Source organism: Mesorhizobium sp. WSM3868, assembly GCF_002294785.1.
GTDB lineage: Bacteria > Pseudomonadota > Alphaproteobacteria > Rhizobiales > Rhizobiaceae > Mesorhizobium.
Genome location: NZ_NSGB01000002.1, coordinates 523154 through 544603, shown reverse-complemented (window position 1 = coordinate 544603; position 21450 = coordinate 523154). Strand labels below are relative to the sequence as shown.

General features: G+C 64.2%; 20 protein-coding genes, 1 tRNA gene and 2 pseudogenes. 4 read left to right on the top strand and 19 right to left on the bottom strand.

Translation table 11 applies throughout. The features are described 5' to 3' along the window. Positions 1-22 precede the first annotated feature (22 nt). The 14 genes and pseudogenes from CK221_RS05860 to CK221_RS05795 all read right to left on the bottom strand — a co-directional run bounded on the left by CK221_RS05860 (position 23) and on the right by CK221_RS05795 (position 11546). Positions 23-604, bottom strand: a complete 582-nt coding sequence (locus CK221_RS05860) for a DUF1349 domain-containing protein (protein ID WP_095777014.1) — start codon at positions 602-604, stop codon at positions 23-25. Between the two features lie 12 nt (positions 605-616). Beyond that, positions 617-2056 (bottom strand): aldehyde dehydrogenase family protein, encoded by a 1440-nt coding sequence (locus tag CK221_RS05855; RefSeq protein WP_095777105.1) that lies wholly within the window; start codon positions 2054-2056, stop codon positions 617-619. A gap of 195 nt (positions 2057-2251) precedes the next feature. Further along, positions 2252-2737, bottom strand: coding sequence for a hypothetical protein (locus tag CK221_RS05850; RefSeq protein ID WP_095777013.1), 486 nt, complete (start codon positions 2735-2737; stop codon positions 2252-2254). A gap of 86 nt (positions 2738-2823) precedes the next feature. After that, positions 2824-2984, bottom strand: a pseudogene (locus tag CK221_RS30715) (sugar phosphate isomerase/epimerase); the annotation flags it as partial. Positions 2985-3153: 169 nt separating this feature from the next. Then, complete coding sequence (gene ugpC / locus CK221_RS05840; protein WP_067324205.1) at positions 3154-4221, bottom strand: sn-glycerol-3-phosphate ABC transporter ATP-binding protein UgpC; 1068 nt, start codon at positions 4219-4221, stop codon at positions 3154-3156. Between the two features lie 3 nt (positions 4222-4224). After that, positions 4225-5073 carry a carbohydrate ABC transporter permease gene (locus tag CK221_RS05835; RefSeq protein ID WP_067324203.1) on the bottom strand — a complete coding sequence of 283 codons (849 nt, stop codon included), beginning with the start codon at positions 5071-5073 and terminating at the stop codon, positions 4225-4227. Further along, positions 5073-5996: a sugar ABC transporter permease gene (locus tag CK221_RS05830; protein WP_095777012.1), complete on the bottom strand. Its 924-nt coding sequence runs from the start codon at positions 5994-5996 to the stop codon at positions 5073-5075. Before CK221_RS05830 ends, CK221_RS05835 begins: the two co-directional genes overlap by 1 nt. Positions 5997-6271: 275 nt before the next feature. After that, positions 6272-7549, bottom strand: coding sequence for a sugar ABC transporter substrate-binding protein (locus CK221_RS05825; RefSeq protein WP_067003717.1), 1278 nt, complete (start codon positions 7547-7549; stop codon positions 6272-6274). Positions 7550-7574: 25 nt separating this feature from the next. Continuing rightward, positions 7575-8777: a PLP-dependent transferase gene (locus CK221_RS05820; protein WP_095777011.1), complete on the bottom strand. Its 1203-nt coding sequence runs from the start codon at positions 8775-8777 to the stop codon at positions 7575-7577. Then, positions 8774-9505: a FadR/GntR family transcriptional regulator gene (locus CK221_RS05815; protein WP_095777010.1), complete on the bottom strand. Its 732-nt coding sequence runs from the start codon at positions 9503-9505 to the stop codon at positions 8774-8776. The genes CK221_RS05820 and CK221_RS05815 overlap by 4 nt, the downstream gene beginning before the upstream one ends. A 134-nt stretch (positions 9506-9639) precedes the next feature. Continuing rightward, positions 9640-10356, bottom strand: a complete 717-nt coding sequence (locus tag CK221_RS05810; protein WP_095777009.1) for a DUF2161 family putative PD-(D/E)XK-type phosphodiesterase — start codon at positions 10354-10356, stop codon at positions 9640-9642. A gap of 62 nt (positions 10357-10418) precedes the next feature. Beyond that, entirely contained in the window at positions 10419-10769 is a 351-nt protein-coding gene (locus tag CK221_RS05805; protein WP_245425938.1) for a hypothetical protein, read from the bottom strand. 129 nt (positions 10770-10898) lie between these two features. Beyond that, positions 10899-10974: transfer RNA gene (locus CK221_RS05800), tRNA-Ala, on the bottom strand. A gap of 176 nt (positions 10975-11150) precedes the next feature. Continuing rightward, entirely contained in the window at positions 11151-11546 is a 396-nt protein-coding gene (locus CK221_RS05795; RefSeq protein WP_067003406.1) for a TIGR02300 family protein, read from the bottom strand. 194 nt (positions 11547-11740) lie between these two features. Here CK221_RS05795 and aroA point away from each other — a divergent pair, with 194 nt between their 5' ends. Continuing rightward, a complete protein-coding gene (gene aroA / locus CK221_RS05790) occupies positions 11741-13099 on the top strand; it encodes a 3-phosphoshikimate 1-carboxyvinyltransferase (protein WP_067003404.1) in 1359 nt (452 codons plus the stop codon). A 253-nt stretch (positions 13100-13352) separates the two neighbouring features. Continuing rightward, positions 13353-14003 carry a (d)CMP kinase gene (gene cmk, locus CK221_RS05785; RefSeq protein WP_095777008.1) on the top strand — a complete coding sequence of 217 codons (651 nt, stop codon included), beginning with the start codon at positions 13353-13355 and terminating at the stop codon, positions 14001-14003. 9 nt (positions 14004-14012) lie between these two features. Here the strand turns inward: cmk and CK221_RS05780 are convergent, their stop codons facing one another. Then, complete coding sequence (locus tag CK221_RS05780) at positions 14013-14903, bottom strand: bile acid:sodium symporter family protein (RefSeq protein WP_095777007.1); 891 nt, start codon at positions 14901-14903, stop codon at positions 14013-14015. A gap of 98 nt (positions 14904-15001) precedes the next feature. Between CK221_RS05780 and CK221_RS31230 the strand changes: the two are divergent. Together CK221_RS31230 and rpsA are read left to right on the top strand one after the other, a co-directional pair. Further along, positions 15002-15103, top strand: a pseudogene (locus CK221_RS31230) (cytidylate kinase); the annotation flags it as partial. A gap of 203 nt (positions 15104-15306) precedes the next feature. Continuing rightward, entirely contained in the window at positions 15307-17004 is a 1698-nt protein-coding gene (rpsA, locus tag CK221_RS05775; protein ID WP_067003396.1) for a 30S ribosomal protein S1, read from the top strand. 77 nt (positions 17005-17081) lie between these two features. Here rpsA and CK221_RS05770 read toward each other — a convergent pair whose 3' ends face one another. From CK221_RS05770 to CK221_RS05755, 4 genes are all read right to left on the bottom strand, one after another. Beyond that, positions 17082-17789, bottom strand: a complete 708-nt coding sequence (locus tag CK221_RS05770) for an SDR family NAD(P)-dependent oxidoreductase (RefSeq protein ID WP_067003394.1) — start codon at positions 17787-17789, stop codon at positions 17082-17084. A 184-nt stretch (positions 17790-17973) separates the two neighbouring features. Further along, on the bottom strand, positions 17974-19554 hold the full coding sequence (locus tag CK221_RS05765; RefSeq protein ID WP_095777006.1) for a 5-guanidino-2-oxopentanoate decarboxylase: 1581 nt from the start codon (positions 19552-19554) through the stop codon (positions 17974-17976). Between the two features lie 197 nt (positions 19555-19751). Continuing rightward, positions 19752-20423 carry a TetR family transcriptional regulator C-terminal domain-containing protein gene (locus CK221_RS05760; RefSeq protein ID WP_095777005.1) on the bottom strand — a complete coding sequence of 224 codons (672 nt, stop codon included), beginning with the start codon at positions 20421-20423 and terminating at the stop codon, positions 19752-19754. Next, a complete protein-coding gene (locus tag CK221_RS05755; protein WP_095777103.1) occupies positions 20393-21265 on the bottom strand; it encodes a dimethylarginine dimethylaminohydrolase family protein in 873 nt (290 codons plus the stop codon). The genes CK221_RS05760 and CK221_RS05755 overlap by 31 nt, the downstream gene beginning before the upstream one ends. Between the last annotated feature and the right edge of the window lie 185 nt (positions 21266-21450).

Sequence of the window (21450 nt, the reverse complement as noted above, 5' to 3'; positions counted from 1 at the left end):
CGCGGGCAGCGCCGCGCCACCATCAATCGTGCAACTCTCTCGCGATTGGCGGGCCAACGCTGAAGCCCGAGAACATCACCTCGAAGCCTTCGCGCTGCGGCGAGCAGCACATCATGCCGACGTCGACGCTCCGCGAGACCGGGAAATGGGCCAGCCGCACCGGTTTCCAGCGGCCGTCCGCGGCTTCGAGGTACTGAACTCGAATGGCTTCGGCGTGGCGGGTCAGACGGATCCGTACGCCGTCGGGGTCTGTCGGAATGCTGACCAGCGACCAGTCGGAGGTGTCGTTGGTGACGACAACGGAAAAATAGGCGAGGCCGTCCGTGTATTCGATGCCGGCCTTGATCCAGTGCGTTTCGCTGAGCCGCAGCATCAGCCCGGCCTGATCGTAGAGTACCTCGTAATTGCCCTTGACGCTGACCTCGGCGCTGAAGTCGCCCGCCACGGGACGATAGAGGAAATGACCATTGTCGCGGCGGAAGCCGTAGAAGGTCTCGCGCCAGAAGTCGGTCTCCTTGCCGGTGCGGACATGCAGCGTCCCGTCGCCGAACACATGGTGCGGCGGCGGGTTGAGCCAGGCCATTCCGGCAAAGTCAGACGTCATGACGCCTGCCCGTCAGCCGGCGAACGTATAGGCCGTCTTGACAGTAGTGTAGAACTCCATGGCGTAGCGGCCCTGCTCGCGCGGGCCGTAGCTCGAGCCCTTGCGGCCGCCGAATGGCACATGGAAGTCGACGCCCGCCGTCGGCAGGTTGACCATCACCATGCCGGCTTCGGAATTGCGCTTGAAATGCGTCGCGTGCTTCAGGCTGGTCGTGCAGATGCCGGAGGTCAGGCCGAACGGCGTGTCGTTGGCCACAGTCAGCGCCTCGTCATAATCCTTGACGCGGATGACATTGGCGACCGGGCCGAAGATTTCTTCGCGCGAGATGCGCATGGCGTTGGTGGCGCCGGTAAACAGCGCCGGCCTGAGATAGAAGCCGGGAGTTTCGCGCTCCAGCCGCTCGCCGCCGAAGGCGAGTTCAGCGCCTTCCTGGCGGCCGATGGCGATATAGTCCTCATCCTGTTTGAGTTGGGTCTGGTCGACGACCGGGCCGATCTGGGTCTTGGCGTCCAGCGCGTCGCCGATGACCAGCTTGTCCAGGCGCTCCTTCATGGCGTCGACGAAGCGGTCGTGGATGCCTTCGGTGACGATGAGGCGCGAGGACGCGGTGCAACGCTGGCCGGTCGAGAAATAGGCGCCGTTGACGGCGCAATCGACGGCCACCGCAAGGTCCGCATCGTCGAGCACGACCAGCGGGTTCTTGCCGCCCATCTCGAGCTGGAACTTGCGCATATGCTCGACACTCGCCGCGGCGACACGCTTGCCTGTGACGACAGAGCCGGTGAAGGAGATGGCGTTGACGTCCGGGCTGTCGAGCATGGCCTGGCCGACGACAGAGCCCTTGCCCATGACGAGGTTGAGAACGCCCTTCGGCAGCCCGGCACGATGCAGGATGTCGACGATGGTCCAGGCACTTTCGGGGACCAGTTCCGCCGGCTTGAAGACGATGGTGTTGCCGTAGGCCAGCGCCGGCGCAATCTTCCAGGCGGGAATTGCGATCGGGAAATTCCACGGCGTGATGATGCCAACCACGCCGACGCCTTCGCGGGTCATCTCGACGCCGACGCCGGGGCGCACGCTCGGCACCATCTCACCCGACAGCCGCAGCGTCTCGCCGGCGAAGAAGTCGAAGATCTGCGCGGCGCGGATCGTTTCGCCGACGCCTTCGGCCAGGGTTTTGCCTTCTTCACGGGCGAGAGACCGGCCGATCTCGTCCTTGCGCGCCATGATCTCGTCGGAAGTCTTCTTCAGCACGGCATGGCGTGCCAGCGGGCCGGAGCGCGACCAGCCCGGGAAGGCCGCCTTGGCGGCCGCGATGGCCTGCTTGGCCTCCTCCGGCCCGGCCGAGGCGTATTCGCCGACCACATCGTTGGTGTTCGACGGGTTGATGTTGCGCGAGCCGGCCTCGCCCAGCCACTCGCCGTCGATCAGGTTCTTGCGGAGCACGGTCATCTTCATTCCTTCGAGATTGGCAAGTTTGTTCGAGATTGGCTGGCGTTGCGCCGCTTCATTTGTCAGACAAATGATATAGCCATGGTCTGCGGAAACGTCTACCCGAGAGCTTTCGATAAAGGTAGGCGCGCGGCGGTGGAAGTCCACCGACTTCGTCCGCGCGCCCCTGTCACGACAAAGGCCTGACGGCCTCCTTCAGACGGAGAACGCCCAGAACAGGCAGGCGAGCGTTGCCGCGGCGAAGATGACGAAGAACAGGCTTCTGAGCAGGATGTTGCGGCGAAGCTCATTCATGGCGAGATGCGCGCCGACGATCGCCGGGACGAACAGGAAGCGCCAGTTGAGAAGGGTCCAAGGCACCTCGCGCTGGCCGAGCGCCCATCGGGCGAGAAGCGAGCCGACAATGGCGGCGAACAGCACGATCGTCGCCCAGAAGATCGCATCGGCGGCATGCGTAAGCACAACTCCGGCGGCGCGGATGGGCAGGATCATCATCAACAGCGCGCTGAAGAAATAAATGGCGGCGATGGCAAGGAACGAACCCGCGTCGGCAATGCCGTCGAGACGCTTAACGCCGAAGGCGCCCTGGGGGTAGCCGTGCCTGGCGACCGCCAGCGACAGCGCCATCAGCAAGGCGCTCAGAACTGTGACCAATGCGAATGTGCCGAGAGCCTTGCTCATGCCGTTCCCTGTCGAGACGAATCACGGGAGTCTAGCAGAGCGCGGCTGCAGAAAACCTCAATTCACCTCGCGGCAGTATCGAAGCGTCAGGGCTCCTGCGAGGCCGAGAGGAGTTCGGCCTTGCGCCGGGCGGTCTCCAGGCCGACGTCGATGAAGAGGCGCGCATGGCGGGCCAATTCCATGTTGTCGGTCCACAATTGCGCCAGATCGCCGTCTTCCTCAAGAGGTTCTCGCCGACGATCTCGGAGAGAAGGATTCGCGTCGATCACGACAGCGCAGGCGAGGTCGGTGCAGGCGTGGCGACGAGGCTGGTCTTGTCCGGGATATTGGCCGACTATCAGGCGACCTGACCGGACTGTTCCAAGAGCCTGGCGCGTGGCCCGATTACACTCTGGACGCCTTCCGCCGGCGCTGACCTATCCGATGCGAGCGCCGCTTGCCGGATCGAACAGATGCAGCGCCGCTGGGTCGGCGGCGAGCCGGACCGCGTCGCCCGGTTTGACATTGCTGCGGCCCATGACGAAGACGCAGATCTGCTGGTTGGCCAGCCTGACATAGAATTGCGTCGACAGGCCGAGCGGCTCGACGACCTCGACCTGACCTTTCAGCGGGCCGTCGTCGGCCAGCCGGATGTGTTCCGGCCGCAGCCCGACGGTCAGCGCATCGCCATCCTTCAGCGGCAATCCGTCCGGCAGCCTCAGCTTCTGGCCGTCGGCCAGCACGGCATCGACCTTGCCGCCCTTGGCGACCTTTGCCGGCAAAAAATTCATGCCGGGCGAGCCGATGAACCCGGCGACGAAAGTGTTGGCGGGACGATCGTAGAGCTCCAGCGGATGACCGACCTGCTGCACATAGCCGTCATGCATGACGACGATGCGGTCGGCCATGGTCATCGCCTCAACCTGGTCGTGCGTGACATAGACCGAGGTTGTCTTCAGCTGCTGGTGCAGCGCCTTGATCTCGGCGCGCATGTGGACGCGCAGCTTGGCGTCGAGGTTCGACAGCGGCTCGTCGAACAGGAAGACTTTGGGATCGCGCACGATGGCGCGGCCCATGGCGACGCGCTGGCGCTGACCGCCGGAAAGCTGGCGCGGCAGGCGGCCGAGAAACGTCTCCAGACCGAGGCGCTTGGCGGCGGCGCCCACCCTGCCGTCGATCGTCGTCTTCTCGGCCTTCTTCAGCATCAGGCTGAAGCCCATGTTCGAGGAGACGTCCATATGCGGGTAGAGCGCATAGGACTGAAACACCATGGCGATGTCGCGGTCCTTCGGCGCCACATCGTTGACCAGCCGCTCGCCGATGCGGATCTCGCCGCCGGTGACCTCCTCCAGGCCGGCGATCATGCGCAGCAGCGTTGACTTGCCACAGCCGGACGGGCCGACCAGCACGACGAACTCGCCGTCGGCGATCTCGAGATCGACGCCGTGCAGGATGCGCAGCGCTCCATAGTCCTTCTCGACATGTTGCAGGGTGACGGAAGCCATCGATTATCCTTTGACAGCGCCGGCGGTAAGGCCGGTGACGAGATAGCGTTGCAGGAAGGCGAAGAAGATGCAGACCGGGATCAGCGCCAGGATGGAGGCCGCCATCATCTGCCCCCAGTCGACGGCGAACTTGCCGATGAAGGTGAGCAGGCCGACGGCAAAGGTCTTCTGCTCGTCGCTGGAGATCAGCATCAGCGCGAACAGCAATTCGCTCCAGGCGGCGGTGAAGACGAAGCCGAGCGTCGCCCCCATGCCGGGCAAGGTGAGCGGCACGATCACTCGGCGCATGGCCTGGGCGCGCGTGCAGCCGTCGATCATCGCCGCCTCCTCCAGATCCTTCGGAATGCTGTCGAAGAAGGACTGCATGAGGAAGGTGGCGAAGGCGGTGTTGAAGGCGGTGTAGATGATGATCAGCCCGGTCAGGCTGTTGGTCAGGCCGAGATCGCCCATGATGCGGTAGATCGGCGGGATGACCATGACCAGGGGGAAAGTCTGGGTCAGCAGAAGCAGGATCGCTAAAGTCGCCTTGCCGCGGAAGGTAAAGCGCGACATCGCATAGCCGGCTAGCGTGGCGATGACGGTGACCAGTGCCGCCGTCGACACCGAGACGATGACGCTGTTCAGGAAATAGCGCGGGAAGTCGGAAGCCTCCAGCACGGTGTCGAAGTTCTTGAGCGTCATTTCCGATGGCCAGAAGGTTATGCCTTCGGAATAGAGCAGCCGCTCCGGCGTCACAGAGATCTTCAGCGTCCAGAAGATCGGGAACAGCGCGAAGACGACATAGGCGGCGATCGCAGCGTAGAGGCCGATGCCGCCGGCGATGCGCGAAGAGGTGGAACGGCCGGCAATCATCAGACATGCCTCACAAGCGTGCGGCGGATGGCGATCAGGCCAACCGCATAGGCAATGAGCAGCACCAGCAGCAGCACCGCGACTGCGGACGCATAGCCTTTGTCCAGCGACTTGAAGGCGCTGACATAGATGTAGACCGGCACCGTGCTGGTCGAGCCTGCCGGTCCGCCCTCGGTCATGACGAAGATCAGGTCGGCGAAGGTCGCGATCCAGATGGTGCGCAGCATGACGGTGATGACGATGGTCGGCGCCAGGAACGGCAGCGTCACCTTGGTGAAGCGCTGCCAGGGCGAGGCGCCGTCGATGGCTGCCGCCTCATGCAGTTCCGACGGGATCGACTTCAACGCCGCAAGCAGCGTGATGGCGAAGAAGGGAATGCCGAACCAGATGTTGGCGACGATCGGCCCCCACATGGCTGTCGCCGGATCGGAAAGCACGTTGGTCGGCTCGGCCTTCAGGCCGAGCGCGAAAAGCCAGTGCGGCAGCGGGCCGATGATCGGGTTGAACAGCCAGGCCCAGGTAAGGCCGGAAAGAAAGGACGGCACCGCCCAGGGCAGGAACACCACGGCCTGCACGACCTTGCGGCCATAAAAGGGCTTGTCGAGCAGCAGCGCCAGACCAAGCCCGAGGAAGAACTGGAAGAACAGGCTGGCGGCCGTCCACCAAAGCGTGTTGACCAGCGCCTGGCCGAGCACCGCGTCGGAGAGCATCGCCTGGTACTGGCCGAGCCCGACATATTCCGATTTGAAGGCGGAGAATTTGCGGAAGGAATAGCTGATGCCGATGATCAGCGGCACCAGGAGCACGACGACCAGCAGGACGATAGCCGGCGAAAGATAAAGCCAGGGCTCGATCGCGGCCTTGCTCAGCCGCTTCTTGCGCGGCCGGCCGGTCGATCGGATTTCGGACACTGCGTAGGTCATCGATTTGGCTCTACGGGTGATGGTGAGGCCAGCGTGGCGACAGCGTCCTTCTCCCCATTCACGGGGAGAAGACGCCGGTTCACCCTCCGTAGCTGCAGCGCAGCTGCTGCGGAGGAAGGCAGGCAGATGAGGAGCGGAGCCGACTTTCAGGATTCGGCGCTGCCCCTCATCCGTCACTTGTCCGTGAATGTCGTTCTCCCAAAACCGCTTCGCACTTTTGGGCGACATTCATCGGGTGACACCTTCTCCCCGCAAGCGGGGAGAAGGAAGAAAGGTCACTTCTTGTTCTTGGCCAGCCAGGCCTGCTGCTCCTTGGTCAGGAACGCCGCCCACTCGTCGGCCACCTGCTTGGCCGGCTTCTGGCCAAGCAGCACTTCCTGGAAGTTCTTGATCGCCACCTGGTCGACGAAGTTGCCGAGGTTTTCCAGATGCGTCGGCGGCGTCACCATTTCATATTTCGAGCTGTCGTTGAGCTCGGTGAACCAGCCCTTGAACTGCTCGGTCTTGAAGTGGGCGTCCTGATCGGCGCCGTTGTGGATCGGGACGACGCCGACTTCCTTGGCCCATTCCAGATTGTCCTTGGGCGACAGCAGCGTCGCCATCAGCTTCCAGGCTTCGTCCTTGTGCTGCGAATTGGCGAACATCGCCCAGCCGGCATAGCCCAGCGTCGGATAGGATTTGCCGCTCGGGCCGACCGGCAGCGGCGCGACCGCAAAGTCGTCGGCGCTCATCTTGTCGGCGATGCCGAGCAGCGCGTCCGGATCCTGGTTGAGCATGGCGCAGGTGCCGGAATAGAAGCCGGTCACCGTCTCGTTGAAGCCCCAGCTCACGGAATCCTTCGGCGCCAGGCCGTTCTTGTACATGTCGGCCAGCATCTGCAGCCCCTTGACCGAGCCCTCGTCATTGATGGTCGAGGTGCCGTCCTCGGTGAAGTAGCCGCCCTTGCCGGCGGCGATGTTCATGAACATGTGCATGCCGTTGAAGGCGCCGGGCCCGCCGCGCAGGCAGTAGCCATATTTGCCGGGGATGGCGGAGATCTTCTTGGAGAACTCGACGAACTCGTCGAGGTTTTCCGGCGGACGGTCAAGACCCGCTTCCTTGAACAGCTTCTTGTTCCAGAACAGCGCGTTCACATAGTAGCCGTAAGGGATCATGAACTGCGTGTTGTTGACTGTCGAGCCGAACTGCTTGGCGCGGTCGCCGAGCGTCTTGGCGTCGTCCCATTTGGCCATGTAGGGGCCGAGATCCTCGAGCTGCCCGTTGTTGGCATAGAGGCCCATCCAGCGCTCCGGCATCTCGACCACGTCGGGCGTGTCGCCGGCCTGAACCATGGTGAGAAACTTCTCGAACGCCTGACCCCAAGGCAGCGAGACGAGCTCGACCTTGATGCCGGGATTGGCCTGCTCGAATTCGGCGATCTGCTTCTTCAGGAATTCGGTGCGCGGCGGGCTGGTGATGACCTCGACCATCTTGATGGTGGTGTCGGCCAGCGCGGCCCCGGCGGAAATCGCGAGGCCGGCAGCGGCGGCAAGCAGGATTGTCAGTCTTTTCATGTTCGGAACTCCCATTTTGAACACCTTATTTTTTTGCCTTGTCGAAGGCCTGGGCGATGTCGGCCCAAAGATCCTCGACATTCTCCAATCCGACATTGAAGCGGATGGTTCGGGGGCTGACGCCGAAGCGCGCCATCGAATTGAGACCCGGCGTCTGCTCGAGCGAGGCCTTGGCGGGCACGACCAGGCTTTCATGGCCGCCCCAGCTGACGCCGATGCGGAACAGCTTCAGCGCGTCGATGAAAGCCGGAATGTCGACATCCTCCGCGACCTCGAAAGAGAACAGCCCGGCATAGCCGGCAAGCGTCTTCTTGCCGGGATGATTGGAGTAGGCGGGATGGTTGACCCGCTCGACCTTGCCATGCGCCTTCAGCCGCTCGGCGAGCGTGAGACCGCTCTTCATATGATGCGGCAACCGCAGCGGCAGCGTGCGCAGGCCGCGCAACAGAAGCCAGCCCTCGAAAGGCGACAGCTTGCCGCCAAGCGATGAATAGGTCTGCTCGTTAATGTGCTTGATATGCGCGGCCGAGCCCGCCACCACCCCGGCGACGGTGTCGCTGTGGCCGCCGAGATATTTCGAAGCCGAGTGCAGCACCAGATCGACACCATGCGAAATCGGCTTCTGGAAGACGGGCGTCGCCCAGGAATTGTCGATGGTGGTGACGATGCCCTCACTCTTCGCCAGCCGCGTCAGGTGCTCAATGTCCTGCAGCTCGAACATCATCGAGGTCGGGCTTTCGAGGTAGAGCAGCTTGGCGCCCGGAAGCGCCGCCGCCACCGCATCGGGGTCCGAGCCGTCGACATAGTCGACCTTGATTTGCAAGCGCGGGAACAGGCGCTCGAACAGGCGGTAAGCGTCGCCATAGCAATTGCGTACGGCAACGATCCGTTCGCCGGCGCCGACGAAGGCGAGCACGGTGGCGCTGATCGCCGCCATGCCGCTGGAAAAGCCCCGCGCGGCTTCCGCACCTTCCAAGGCCGCGACGCGCGCCTCGAATTCCATCACCGTCGGGTTGTCGCCGCGCGAATAGATCGGCTGCCTTCTCCTGCCGGCAAAGGTGTCGGCCATTTCGGCGTAATTGTCGAAGGTGAAGAGCGATGTCTGGTAGATCGGCGGCACCACAGCGCCGCCGGGAAACGGATCGTCATGCGCGAGAAGCGTCGCCGCCTCGCCGAGATAGTCGCTGGCCAAAGAAGCCGGGGCGAACCCTGTGGGATGCTCGTTCATTTGCGATCCAAAAGCTTGAGGTTGGCGGCGCCGCGCTTCAAGTCGTTTTCGACAGTAGCGATGAGCTTCAGCGCTTCGGCCCGGGCTCCCTCCGGGTCGTGCGCGGCGATGCGGTCGAAGATGGTGCGGTGATAGGGAAAGCTGGCATGGCCGAAATCGCGCACGCCGAGCGGATGCTCCCAGAAGCGGTGGAACAGCTCGTGCATGGCGCTGATGATCTGCTCGAACAGCGGATTGCCGGAGGCGCGGTAGACCGACTGGTGGAACTCCCAGTCTTCCTCCGACGACATGCCGGCGCGGCTGTGGAAGGCTTCTTCCATGATGTCGAGCTTGCGCTCGATCTCGGCGACCTCAGCCTTGCCGGCGCGGACCGCGCAAAGAGCGGCGGCCTCGGCCTCCAGCGCGCGGCGGATCTCCAGGGTGCGCATCAGGCCGGCAAAGTCGTTGCCGCCGGCGAGGGTCAGCGGCATGTGCAGCATGTCGGGCGAAACCGCCGCCTTGAGGTAAGTGCCGCTGCCCTGGCGCCGCTTTACGAGGCCCAGCCCCTCCCAGCGGGTGAGTGCCTCGCGAACCGTGTTGCGGCTGACCTTAAGGCGCTCGGCCAGGATGCGCTCGGTCGGCAGTTTTTCACCGGGAACCAGCGCCTCCTGCCGCACGAAGCCGGCCAACGCCTTCAGGACCGCATCATCGCGGGCCGTCGTCTGGATCGGCGGGAGAGGGTCGGTCACGCTGGTGAATCAATCCGAAAGTGGTTCAATGGTCCAACCAATTTCTGCATGAACGAAGAGGTGAGTCAACCAGGCCGTAGTGGATTCGGCGATTTCGATCGATTGCCGACGGGTGCGTGGGCGGCGTCAGCCGGTCACGCGCCGAGCTTCGCTCCAAGCTGCTCGACTTGAAACGGAGCGACCTGCAGCGGTCCTTCGAGGACCCCTTGCGACAGCAAGGCAGCCTGCCCGAGTTCGGTCAGAGCGTAGATGCCGCGCTCGGCCCTGGCGAACCAGCCATAATAGTTGTGCAGCAGGATGCTGGCCGCGCGGGGCGCGACGAGTTTCAAATCGCGCGGCCGCTTCGGGCCGTCGGCCATGGCGGCGGCGCAGGCAATTGCTTCCTGGCGGTATGCGGTCATGATCGGCTTTTGCCGCGTGCTGCCGCCGATGGAGGGATCGCCCTTGCGGCGGTGATGCTCCTCGACCAGCCCCGAGCGCCGCCTCGGGTCGCGCCGCGGCGGCACGGCGGCCGGGCTGAGCAGCAACTCGACCTTGCCTTTCCCGTCGACCGCGAGCAGGCCGAAGCCGAGCCGGCGGCAGAGCGCGCGAAAACGTCGATCGTGCTCGCGGCCCTTGCCGCGCGCCGACATCCGCGCGGCGAGCCAGACCTCGTCGCAGGCCGCCGCCCGATCGACGCCTTGCAGAACGAGCTCGAGATTGAACTGCAGCTTCAGCTCGCAGATGACGACCACGGGCGGCTCGCCTTCGCGCAACCCGACGATGTCGCAGCCGCCGACCTCGCCTTTGACGGTGAAGTCGAGGCTCTCGAGGAACCGCTTCACCGGTGCATAGAGGGACGTTTCCTGCATGGGAGAGGCATAGCCGATTCGAGCCCGGCCGACACGGCAGAAGGCGACGCGACCGCCCGCCGCTATTGCTTGGCGAACTGGCCCTTATAGGTCTGGCCGGCAAGCGTGTAGGTGCCGGCAAGCGTTCCGTCAGGCTGCATCGTAAACGTGATGTCTGCGCCGTTCGGCAGGCGTCCAAGCTTTAATGTGTTCCCGGCGATCCTGCCGGCGCCGTCGGCGATCCCCGGCTTGTTGTCGGCCATATCGCCCCACGCGTAGCTGACCGTCACCTGCCCGGCCGGTGAAACGGTCAGCACGGCCAGCTTGCCTTCAAAGGTGCCATCCAGCCGTCCCGCCCAAATGCCTGAAAACGCCGCATATCGGGCGGGGACACTCTTGCCCGGAGGCGTGATCGCCACGGTTTGGTCGAGCACCGCAGTGTCCGGGACAGCGGGAGCCGCGACAGCAGCCGGGGCAGGTTGAGGAGGAGGCGGGGCCTCGGATACCGATTCACAAGCGACAAGCGCCAATGCCGCGAAACCGAGCATCACAGAAAGACTGTTTGGTGGAGCCAATCGGAATCGAACCGACGACCTCTTGAATGCCATTCAAGCGCTCTCCCAACTGAGCTATGGCCCCACTCCCGGCAGTCAGCCGGCGCCGTTTCCGGCGAAGAGATCCGGCGCGGTTGGGCACCGCGCCGTCGTTTAGTGCTGGCGGCTTCTAGCGCCGCCTTCGGTCAAGATCAAGCCTTGAAAAGCCGCTTTTTCGTCACAGGTCAAAATGGCCGGCAAACAATCGCGCCGGGGCCGAAATCAGACCTCGTCCTCGTCGTCGCCGACGCCGATCATATCGGAAACGTCGTCGTCCTCTTCTTCCTCGTCGGCAAGGAAGGTGTCATCGTCATCGTCACCGAGATCGACATCATCCTCGTCGTCGCCGAGATCGGGCAGATCGTCGCCGCCGCCCTTGGTCTCCTCGTCCGCATCTTCGAGCGAGACGATTTCGGCGCCTTCTTCCTCCTCGGAGTCGACTTCCTTGTCGGCGACGTCCTCATCGTCCTCGATCGCGGAAATCTTGCCTTCCTCGAAATAGGAGCGCGGATAGCTCTTGCCGGTGTATGGCGAGACGATCGGGTCCTTGTTCAGATCGTAGAATTTCCGCCCCGTTTCGGGGTCGACACGTTTTGTGCCAAGTTCAGGTTTTGCCACAGCAAGCCTCGTCAAAAAAAGAATGGTCCCCTTAACCGCAGTTTTCCGCGCTGTCAAAGCCAAAAGCCGGCATCGCAAAACCTTGCATTCGAAGGCCCGCGTGAGGGGATGACCATTGCGGCGCGCCGTGATACGAGACCGCCGCAACACGACGAATTGAGCCGGCCCGCCGGCGCCCGCATTTGGAACAGACAATGTCTCACGCTGCCGCCCCGAAGCCGGCTACGGCCCGCAAATCCCCTGCCCTTGCCGGCACGGCGCGGGTGCCGGGCGACAAGTCGATCTCGCACCGCTCCTTCATGTTCGGCGGCCTGGCTTCCGGCGAGACGCGCATCACCGGCCTGCTGGAAGGCGAAGACGTGATGCGCACGGGCGCCGCCATGAAGGCGATGGGCGCGCATATCGAAAAGACGGGCGCCGAATGGGTGATCCGCGGCACCGGCAACGGCGCGCTGCTGGAGCCGGAAGGCCCGCTCGATTTCGGCAATGCGGGCACCGGCTCGCGGCTCACCATGGGCCTGGTTGGCACCTATGACATGGAGACGACCTTTATCGGCGACGCCTCGCTCTCCGGCCGGCCGATGGGCCGGGTGCTGGAGCCGCTGCGCCAGATGGGCGTGCAGGTGCTGAAAGCGGCGCCCGGCGACCGCATGCCGATCACGCTGCGCGGCCCCAAGCATGCCGCGCCGATAACCTATCGCGTGCCGATGGCCTCGGCACAGGTGAAGTCGGCGGTGCTGCTTGCCGGCCTCAACACGCCCGGCATCACCACCGTGATCGAGCCGGTGATGACGCGCGATCACACCGAAAAGATGCTGAAAGGCTTCGGCGCCAACCTGACCGTCGAGACCGACGAGCGCGGCGTGCGCCACATCTTCATCGAAGGCCAGGGCAAGCTCACGGGGCAGACTATCGCCGTGCCGGGCGATCCCTCCTCGGCCGGCTTCCCGCTCGTGGCGGCGCTCATCGTGCCGGGCTCGGATATCGTGATCGAGAACGTGCTGATGAACCCGACCCGCACCGGGCTGCTCCTCACATTGCAGGAGATGGGCGGCCGCATCGACATCCTCAACCCGCGCAATGCCGGCGGCGAGGACGTGGCGGACCTGCGCGTGCGCTCCTCCGACCTCAAAGGTGTCGTGGTGCCGCCGGAGCGGGCGCCGTCGATGATCGACGAATATCCGGTGCTAGCAGTCGCCGCTGTTTTCGCCGAAGGCGAGACGCTGATGCAGGGTCTGGAGGAATTGCGCGTCAAGGAATCCGACCGGTTGTCGGCGGTGGCCAACGGGCTGAAGCTCAACGGCGTCGACTGCAGCGAGGGCGAAGCCTCGCTCGCCGTGCGCGGCAAGCCCGGCGGCAAGGGCCTGGGCGCTCATCCCAACGGGCCGGACACGGCGGTGAAGACGCATCTCGACCATCGCATCGCCATGAGTTTCCTGGTGATGGGGCTGGCGACGGAAAAGCCGGTGACCATCGACGACGCCAATATGATCGCGACGAGCTTTCCGGAATTCATGGGGCTGATGAAGGGGCTCGGCGCCGAGATCGAGTGACGGGGATGGGTTGGAGCCGAACCGAGATGCAAGCGGAACAGCACCCCGCTTTGTCCTGCCGGACATCTCCCCCGCAACGGGGGAGATTGGCGGCTCCGGCGCTCCGCTCAATCCTGCAACATAGACAATTGGCGCAAGCCGCGATGACGGCTGATCTCCCCCCAAGCGGGGAAGATGTCCGGCAGGACAGAGGGGGGCGCGAAGGATCGCGGCGCTCGTCTTGTTCATTGCGCCTATCGTTCGAGGCGAGCCAATGAGCACCCCCTTCGCCATCGCCATCGACGGCCCCGCGGGCGCCGGCAAGGGCACACTCGCTCGCCGGCTCGCCGATCATTACCGGCTGAACCTGCTCGATACCGGCCTCACCTATCGCGCCGTCGCCCATAAGCTGCTCGAGCTCGGTCTGCCGCTCGACAATGTCTCGGCGGCGGAAACCGCGGCTCGCCAAGTCGACCTTTCGAACCTCGACCGTACGGTGCTTTCGGCGCATGCGGTAGGCGAGGCCGCCTCAAAGGTCGCCGTCATTCCGTCGGTCCGGCGCATCCTGGTCGATAAGCAACGCGAGTTCGCCAAGGCGCCGCCAGGCGCGGTGCTCGACGGACGTGATATCGGCACGGTCGTGTGTCCCGACGCCGATATCAAGCTCTATGTCACAGCGAGCGCGGAAGTGCGGGCAAGGCGCCGGCTGGCCGAGATCGAGAGCATGGGCGGCAGCGCCGATTTTGCCACGATCCTCGCCGACATCGAGCGCCGCGACGAGCGCGATATGGGCCGTGCCGACTCGCCGCTCAAGCCGGCGGTGGACGCGCACTTGCTCGACACCAGCGACATGGCAATCGAGGCCGCGTTTCTGGCAGCCATGGCTATCGTTGACCGAGCCATGGCCGCGAAAGACCTCGCCTGAGCTTGGCTATCACGACCGGATCGTGCCTTCGATCGCAGGTCTGCCTGACCTGCTCACGACGGCTACGAAAACCGCCGCGGTGACATAGGCAATCAAGGCGTAAAGCGCTGGCGAGATCGCCATTTCGGCATTGTTGAGCAGATATTCGCTAAGCGCCAGGGCTATGACGAACGCGGCGTTGTGGATGGCCGTTGCCATGGTGATGGCGACCGCCTGCCGCCTCTCCAGGCGCAGCAGCGACGGAACGGCGTAGCCGAGCGCCATGCTCACCACGTTGAACGCAAAGGCGGCAAAGCCGACAACAGGTCCCCAGGTCACGATGACCTGCCGCTGATCGACGACGGCAAAAATAACGACCGCCGCAAGAAAAAGCGTCGCCAGTAGCTTGACGGGCCCCTCCAGGCGCTCGGCCAGGGCCGTGTAGCGGTGCCGGACGGCAACTCCGATCGAAACCGGGACAAGCACAACGGCAAAGAACTGCAGGAATTTCTCGATCGGCAGCGGGATGACGTGCCCGGCGCTATAGAAATGCAGCAGCGAAAAATTGGTGATCAATGGCACCGACACCAGCGCCACCATTGAGCTGATCGCCGTCAGCGTCAGGCTGAGCGCCGTATCGCCCTTGGCAAGGTGGGTGAAGAGAACCGCGGACGGGGCGCCGGGACTGGCCGCGAGCAGCATCATGCCGACCGCCATGGCAGGCGGCAAAGCCGAAACCGACACGATGCCGAAGCAAAGGACGGGAAGAACCAGTATCTGCACGATAAGAGCCACCAGGAGGGCCTTCGGTCGCAGCACCACCTGCAAGAAATCCTGGAGCTTGAGGGACAGGCCAAGCCCCAGCATGATGATGACGAGGGCAACCGGCAGGAAGATGTTGAAAGTGGCGCTTGACTGCATGGTGATGCTCCCCGTGACAAATCCATGTCGGCAAAAAAGAACTGCAACCGCGAACGCGTAATCGCAAAAACATTCGGGCGGAGCACGCGCACCGCCGCGACGCGCACTTGCCTGACACCGGCGAAGTGTCTATAGAGACCGCGTTTCTGGCGGCCATGGCTAACCATCAAAGACTGCTGGCCAAGAGAAACAAGGCCTGATCCGGGTTTTCCTCGTGTTTTCCGTTGCCGGAGGCGATGAAAATACCCATATCGGGCACGAACCAGCCTGCCAGCATTCTCTATGCGCCGGACTTGCCGCTTAAGCGGCCGAGGGCTCTTCAGCCCGGAACGCCGGCAGGCTCACGCAACGCTAACCCACGGCGCCCGCTTCGCTTGTTGTGCGAAGCATTCCAGGAGAAACAATGTCAGCTGCAAATCCCACTCGCGATGATTTCGCGAGCATGCTCGAAGAATCATTCACCGCCGGCCATTCCGGCGAGGGCCAGGTTGTCCGGGGCACGATCACCGCGATCGAAAAGGACATGGCCATCATCGATGTCGGCCTCAAGGTCGAAGGCCGCGTGCCGCTGAAGGAATTCGGCGCCAAGGGCAAGGATTCCTCCCTCAAGGTCGGCGACACCGTCGAGGTCTATGTCGAGCGCATCGAGAACGCGCTTGGCGAGGCCATGCTGTCGCGCGAGAAGGCCCGCCGCGAGGAGAGCTGGGTGCGCCTCGAAGAGAAGTTCACCAAGGGTGAGCGCGTCGAAGGCGTCATCTTCAACCAGGTCAAGGGCGGCTTCACCGTCGATCTCGACGGCGCCGTGGCGTTCCTGCCGCGCAGCCAGGTCGACATCCGTCCGATCCGCGACGTCTCGCCGCTGATGCACAACCCGCAGCCCTTCGAGATCCTCAAGATGGATCGCCGCCGCGGCAACATCGTGGTGTCGCGCCGCACCGTGCTCGAGGAGAGCCGCGCCGAACAGCGTTCGGAAATCGTGCAGAACCTCGAGGAGGGCCAGGTTGTCGAGGGCGTGGTCAAGAACATCACCGACTACGGTGCGTTCGTCGACCTCGGCGGCATCGACGGCCTGCTGCATGTCACCGACATGGCATGGCGCCGCGTCAACCATCCGACCGAGATCCTCAACATCGGCCAGACGGTCAAGGTGCAGATCATCCGCATCAACCAGGAAACCCATCGCATCTCGCTCGGCATGAAGCAGCTCGAGAGCGATCCGTGGTCGGATATCGGCACCAAGTTCCCGATCGGCAAGAAGATCAAGGGCACCGTCACCAACATCACCGACTACGGCGCGTTCGTCGAGCTGGAGCCGGGCATCGAGGGCCTCATCCACGTTTCGGAAATGTCGTGGACGAAGAAGAACGTGCATCCCGGCAAGATCCTGTCGACGACGCAGGAAGTCGACGTGGTGGTGCTCGAGGTCGATCCGGCCAAGCGCCGCATCTCGCTCGGTCTCAAGCAGACGCTGGAGAACCCGTGGGAAGCCTTCGCGCGCAACCATCCGGTCGGCAGCCAGGTCGAGGGCGAGGTCAAGAACAAGACCGAGTTCGGCCTGTTCATCGGCCTGGAAGGCGACGTGGACGGCATGGTGCACCTCTCCGACCTCGACTGGACCCGTCCGGGCGAGCAGGTGATCGAAGAGTACAATCGCGGCGACATGGTCAAGGCGCAGGTGCTCGACGTCGACATCGAGAAGGAGCGCATCTCGCTCGGCATCAAGCAGTTGGCCCGCGACACGGTCGGCGAGGCGGCGAGCAGCGGCGAGCTGCGCAAGAACGCCGTCGTCACCTGCGAGGTCACCGCGGTGAAGGATGGCGGCCTGGAAGTGCGGCTGGTCGACAGCGGCCTCGATACCTTCATCAAGCGTTCGGACCTTTCCCGTGACCGCGACGAGCAGCGCCCCGAGCGCTTCACCGTCGGCCAGAAGGTCGACGCCCGCGTCATCGCCTTCGACAAGAAGACCCGCAAGCTGCAGGTCTCGATCAAGGCGCTGGAAATCGCCGAGGAGAAGGAAGCGGTCGCCCAGTACGGCTCGACCGACTCCGGCGCCTCGCTGGGAGACATCCTGGGCGCGGCGCTGAAGAAGCAGGGCAACTAAGCTCCTTCCTCTACCGAAAGCAAAAACCCCGCCGGAGCGATCCGGCGGGGTTTTTCATTGCACTTTGATCTATGAGGTCAGGCTCGTCCGTAGAGCGGCACCAGCGTGCCGCTCATCGCCTGATTGGCGGGCGAGGCGAGATAGGCGATCGCCTCGGCGGCGGCCTCGAGGCTGACCCATTTGGTGAAATCGGCGTCGGGCATGTCGGCGCGGGTGGCGGGCGTGTCGAGCGTCGAGGGCGCGACCGCATTGACCAGGATGCCCTTGTGCTTCAGCTCCTCGGCCATCGCCTGGGTCATCGCGGCGACCGCCGCCTTGCTCGCGGCATAAGCGACCATTCCGGCGCCGCGCCTGGGATCAAGCCCGGCACGCGCGCTGACGTTGACGATGCGCCCAGCGGTGCCCGACGTCAGCATCGAGCGCACCGCGGCGCGGCTGCAAAGGAAGGTGGTCCGGGCATTGGTGTCCATCATCTCGGCAAAGGATGCCGTCTCGATCTTTTCGACCGGCGCCATGGTGAAACCGCCGGCGAGATGGATCGAAGCCCAAAGCTCCGGAACCTGATGGTAGAAGGCCTCGACCTTGGCGGAGTCCGACAGGTCGACATTGTGCGCCAGATGGACACTGGCGTGAGCCGCGTAGGGAAAATGCGGCGGAGCCGCGGCATGCGCATTGGGCACGTGGCAAATCGCGCCCTGCTCCAGCAATCTGCCGACAACCGCGCCGCCGAGCGCCCCGGTGCCGCCCGTCACCACGACATGCCTGCCGTTAAGCGTTTCCGTCATATTTCGACTGCTCCTGTCGTATTCTTATGGTTATGCCGCCCCAGCCTCGAACGTCGCGCCTTTCGCGTTGTCACTCAATTGAAATATCGACATGGCAGGCGTCCCGTCTTTGCATGCGTCGAGACAAAGCCGCGTAACGTGGCGCGGGCTGCGTCTCGGCCGGATGGGACGGTCGCCAGGACCTTCAATCGACGGTGATTTCTATAACCCGCGGCTTGCCGGCAGTTCGCGCGCGCTTCAGCGCACCGGCCAGGTCACCGACCCCTGTCAGCCGCTCGGCTTCGATGCCGTAGGCCTCGGCGAGCTTGCAGAAATCCGGCGGCGCCGGCGACACGCCGACCGGCTCGACGCCGACATCAAGCATCGAGGTCTCGATCTCGCGATAACCGCGATTGTTCCAGACGACGAAGATCACCGGCGCCTCGGCGTCGAGCGCCGCGCCGAGCTCCGGCAAGGTGAACTGGAAGCCGCCGTCGCCGGTGAGGCACACGACCGGCGCTTCGGGCACGGCAAGGGCGGCACCGATCGCCGCCGGCGGACCGTAGCCCAGCGCGCCGAAACCGGTCGCGGCATTGAACCAGCCGGCCGGACGGTCGTGGTCGTAATAAAGATTGGCGGCGTAGATCGGTTGCGTCGAGTCGCCGACGATGATGGCGCCGGGCAGCGCGTCACGGATCGTCTCCACCGCGCGCAGCTGCGCCAGGTAGTCCGGCCGCAGCTCCGCCAGAGCGGCCTCTCGCCCTGCGGCAGCGCGGGCTTCGCCGTCTTTCGCGGCGACATGAGCCGCGCCGAGTGCAGCCAGCAGGGCAGAAAGCGCCTCGGCACAATCGGCGTGGATGCCAACCGTCACCGGACGGCGCGCGAGCTGGTCGGCGCCGATATCGATGCGGATGAGGCTCGGCGGCAGCACGAAGCCGCCATCGCCGTAGCCGTCATAGTCGGTGGGGCCGAATTCGGTGCCGGCGGCGATCACCAGATCGGCGTCCGCCATCAGCGCGCGCACCGCCTTGAGGCTGGGGCTTGCCGGCACCAAGAGCGGGTGGCCATGCAGCAGGCCGCGCGCATTGGCGGTCTCGACCACCGGCGCGCCGAGCGCTTCGGCGAAGCGCGTCAGTGCCGCGTCGGCCTTCTTGGCACCGCCACCGGCAAGAATCAGCGGACGGCGAGCCGCCTTGATCAACCTCGCAGCCTCGGCAACCGCCGCCGCGTCCGGAGCGGGCGGCGCGGCGTTGCCGAGCACCGGCGCGAGCCCCTCGGCGGGCTTCACCATGACGTTTGTCGGGATCTCTATGTGAACCGGACCCGGCCGCGACGAGGAGAAGACGGCGAAGGCGCGGGCGAGCGCACCCGGCAGTTCCTCGGCCTCGGTGACACGCTCAGAAGACAGCGCCACCTTCTCCATCATGCCGCGCTGGTCCGGCAATTCGTGCAGGAAGCCCAAACCCTTGCCGAGCGTATCGGTGGCATTGACACCGGAGATCACCAGCATCGGCACCGAATCGGCGCGCGCCTGGCCCATCGCGGTGATGGTGTTGGTGAGGCCGGGTCCGGTGATGACGAAAGCCACGCCCGGCCGGCCGCCGGCGCGGGCGTAGCCGTCGGCCATGAAGCCGGCGCCCTGCTCGTGGCGCGGCGTGATGTGGCGGATCTTCGAACGCGCCAAGCCGCGATAAAGCTCGACCGTATGGACGCCTGGAATGCCGAAGACGGTGTCGACGCCATGCGCCTCGAGCAAGGTGATGAGCGCTTCGCCGAGCGTGGTCATTGGTTTTCTCCCTTTGGAGCGGATCACCGTTTAACGGAAACGGTGATTTGCTCTATCTCTTTGTTTGTTACGCAATCCCGGACGGGAAACCGCTTTTCACCTTTTCCTGGAATTGCTCTGGCCCGTGATGGCGTTTCGTTGAATTGCCATCCCGATCTAACCTTTGTTGAGCATGATCTTTCTCCGAAAACCGGGTCCTACTTTTCGGGATCATGCTTCAGCGGCGCGAGGCCGAGTTCGGCCTCGACAGCCTTGATGCCAATCGCCGCCAACTCGCCGGGCGAGAACATCTCACCGGCCAGGCAGCCTTCGATCCAAAGCCCGTCGATGATCGCATTGATGGCGATGGCATGACGGCGCAGCTGACTTGCGTCCGGTTCGCGCTGTTCGGCGGCAAGCACCTCGGCGACGACCGCTTCCACCTCGTTGCGAAAGCCAAGATAGCCTTCGCGGTGAGCACGGGCGAGCGTCGGATCCGCACCGGCACGGCCGATGAAGGTCGCCCAGAGCGAAAACACCCGCTGGTCGATGATCGGCGCGCTGAGATTGGCGGTGACGAAAGCTGCAAGGCGTTGGCGAGGCGAAGCCTCTTCCATGACCAATGCTGCTTTCGCCTGCTCGGTCATGCGGCCGACCAGCGCCGTATAGGCCCCCTGCAGCAATTCTTCCTTGCCGGGGAAATAGTGCCGGATCAGGCCGGCGGTGACGCCGGCACGCAATGCGATGGTGCGCAAAGTGGCGCCCTGCAGGCCATATTCCGCCACGCAGTCCAGAGTCGCTTCGATCAGATCCTGCCGCCGCCGCTCCTCGCCCTCGCGACGGAACTTGCGGCGCGCCGTCATCGGCGCAGGATCGGCCGCGTCAGGCATGTCGGCCCGCCTTCGCAGGCGATACAGAGCGCATCCGCCTCGAAAATCTCAACCGTGCAGCCGGCGGCCTCCATCGCGGCTTTGGTCTTGGGAAAGCCCGCAACGGCAATGACCTTGTGCGGGCTGGTCGGCAGCACGTTCAGGCTGAGGCCGTTGGAAGCGGCGAATTCTCCGGCGTCGCCTTCGACCAGCCTGATGCCGCGCGCCTTCAGCATCTGATAGAACGGAGCCGGCAACAGCGGCGAATAGACCAGCGCGAGATCGTCGGCCAGCGGGCTGATCACCGACATCAGATGCAGGCACGCCTCTTCCCCCTGCCACAGCGGCAGATCAAAACCGTAGACAGAAATTCCCAGCGGCGTCAGCAGGTTCGAAACCTGCTGGATGCCTTCCTGGTTGGAGCGGACCCCGCGCCCGATCGCCAGCGTGCGGGCATCCACCCATACGCAATCACCGCCTTCGACCTGGCCGGGAGCCTCGACGCGGCCGAGGATCGGAATACCCAGCCCTCTGTAGGTTTCTTCATGCAGGGAGGGTTCCCTGGCGCGCAATGGCTTGCCCATGGACAGGATCAGCGCACCGTGCTCGGTCATCAGCGATGGGTCGTGCGTGAACACCGAATCCGAAAGGCCGTCGGCCTTGTCCTCGATCCATTCGATTTCGGCGCCGGAAGCGGCTACCAGTTCAGCAAGGACCGCGTGCTGCGACGCTGCCTTTGCCGGGTTGAACCCCGGGCCGTAGTGCCATTGAGCTCTGTCGGCGTCGCGCATCGCGTTCGCCGCCGACCGCATGAGCACGCGCCGCAGCGGCGCTGCCATGGATTGTGATCCGAAAGCGCTCATCAATGACCTTTTAAGATGAAAAAAACCGAAAAAATTTCATGAACGGCTATTTATACACTTGCGCAACAAGGTCGCAAGTGCCGTAATGAACGGGATTGACGGGCTCGCGCTGCCGGGTCCATGCTGAAGTGAGGAGCGGGACAGTACAGCGTATGTTGATGAGCCGGATGGACGTTCGACGAACT

Excerpts from the sequence above, each read along its gene's own strand:
- CK221_RS05755 (WP_095777103.1), bottom strand. The coding sequence starts at position 21,265 with ATGAGCGCTTTCGGATCACAATCCATGGCAGCGCCGCTGCGGCGCGTG.
- CK221_RS05825 (WP_067003717.1), bottom strand. The coding sequence starts at position 7,549 with ATGAAAAGACTGACAATCCTGCTTGCCGCCGCTGCCGGCCTCGCGATT.
- CK221_RS05835 (WP_067324203.1), bottom strand. The coding sequence starts at position 5,073 with ATGATTGCCGGCCGTTCCACCTCTTCGCGCATCGCCGGCGGCATCGGC.
- ugpC (WP_067324205.1), bottom strand. The coding sequence starts at position 4,221 with ATGGCTTCCGTCACCCTGCAACATGTCGAGAAGGACTATGGAGCGCTG.
- CK221_RS05830 (WP_095777012.1), bottom strand. The coding sequence starts at position 5,996 with ATGACCTACGCAGTGTCCGAAATCCGATCGACCGGCCGGCCGCGCAAG.
- rpsA (WP_067003396.1), top strand. The coding sequence starts at position 15,307 with ATGTCAGCTGCAAATCCCACTCGCGATGATTTCGCGAGCATGCTCGAA.
- CK221_RS05855 (WP_095777105.1), bottom strand. The coding sequence starts at position 2,056 with ATGACCGTGCTCCGCAAGAACCTGATCGACGGCGAGTGGCTGGGCGAG.
- CK221_RS05810 (WP_095777009.1), bottom strand. The coding sequence starts at position 10,356 with ATGCAGGAAACGTCCCTCTATGCACCGGTGAAGCGGTTCCTCGAGAGC.
- CK221_RS05765 (WP_095777006.1), bottom strand. The coding sequence starts at position 19,554 with ATGACCACGCTCGGCGAAGCGCTCATCACCTTGCTCGAGGCGCATGGC.
- CK221_RS05760 (WP_095777005.1), bottom strand. The coding sequence starts at position 20,423 with ATGCCTGACGCGGCCGATCCTGCGCCGATGACGGCGCGCCGCAAGTTC.
- aroA (WP_067003404.1), top strand. The coding sequence starts at position 11,741 with ATGTCTCACGCTGCCGCCCCGAAGCCGGCTACGGCCCGCAAATCCCCT.
- CK221_RS05820 (WP_095777011.1), bottom strand. The coding sequence starts at position 8,777 with ATGAACGAGCATCCCACAGGGTTCGCCCCGGCTTCTTTGGCCAGCGAC.
- CK221_RS05780 (WP_095777007.1), bottom strand. The coding sequence starts at position 14,903 with ATGCAGTCAAGCGCCACTTTCAACATCTTCCTGCCGGTTGCCCTCGTC.
- CK221_RS05770 (WP_067003394.1), bottom strand. The coding sequence starts at position 17,789 with ATGACGGAAACGCTTAACGGCAGGCATGTCGTGGTGACGGGCGGCACC.
- CK221_RS05860 (WP_095777014.1), bottom strand. The coding sequence starts at position 604 with ATGACGTCTGACTTTGCCGGAATGGCCTGGCTCAACCCGCCGCCGCAC.
- cmk (WP_095777008.1), top strand. The coding sequence starts at position 13,353 with ATGAGCACCCCCTTCGCCATCGCCATCGACGGCCCCGCGGGCGCCGGC.
- CK221_RS05850 (WP_095777013.1), bottom strand. The coding sequence starts at position 2,737 with ATGAGCAAGGCTCTCGGCACATTCGCATTGGTCACAGTTCTGAGCGCC.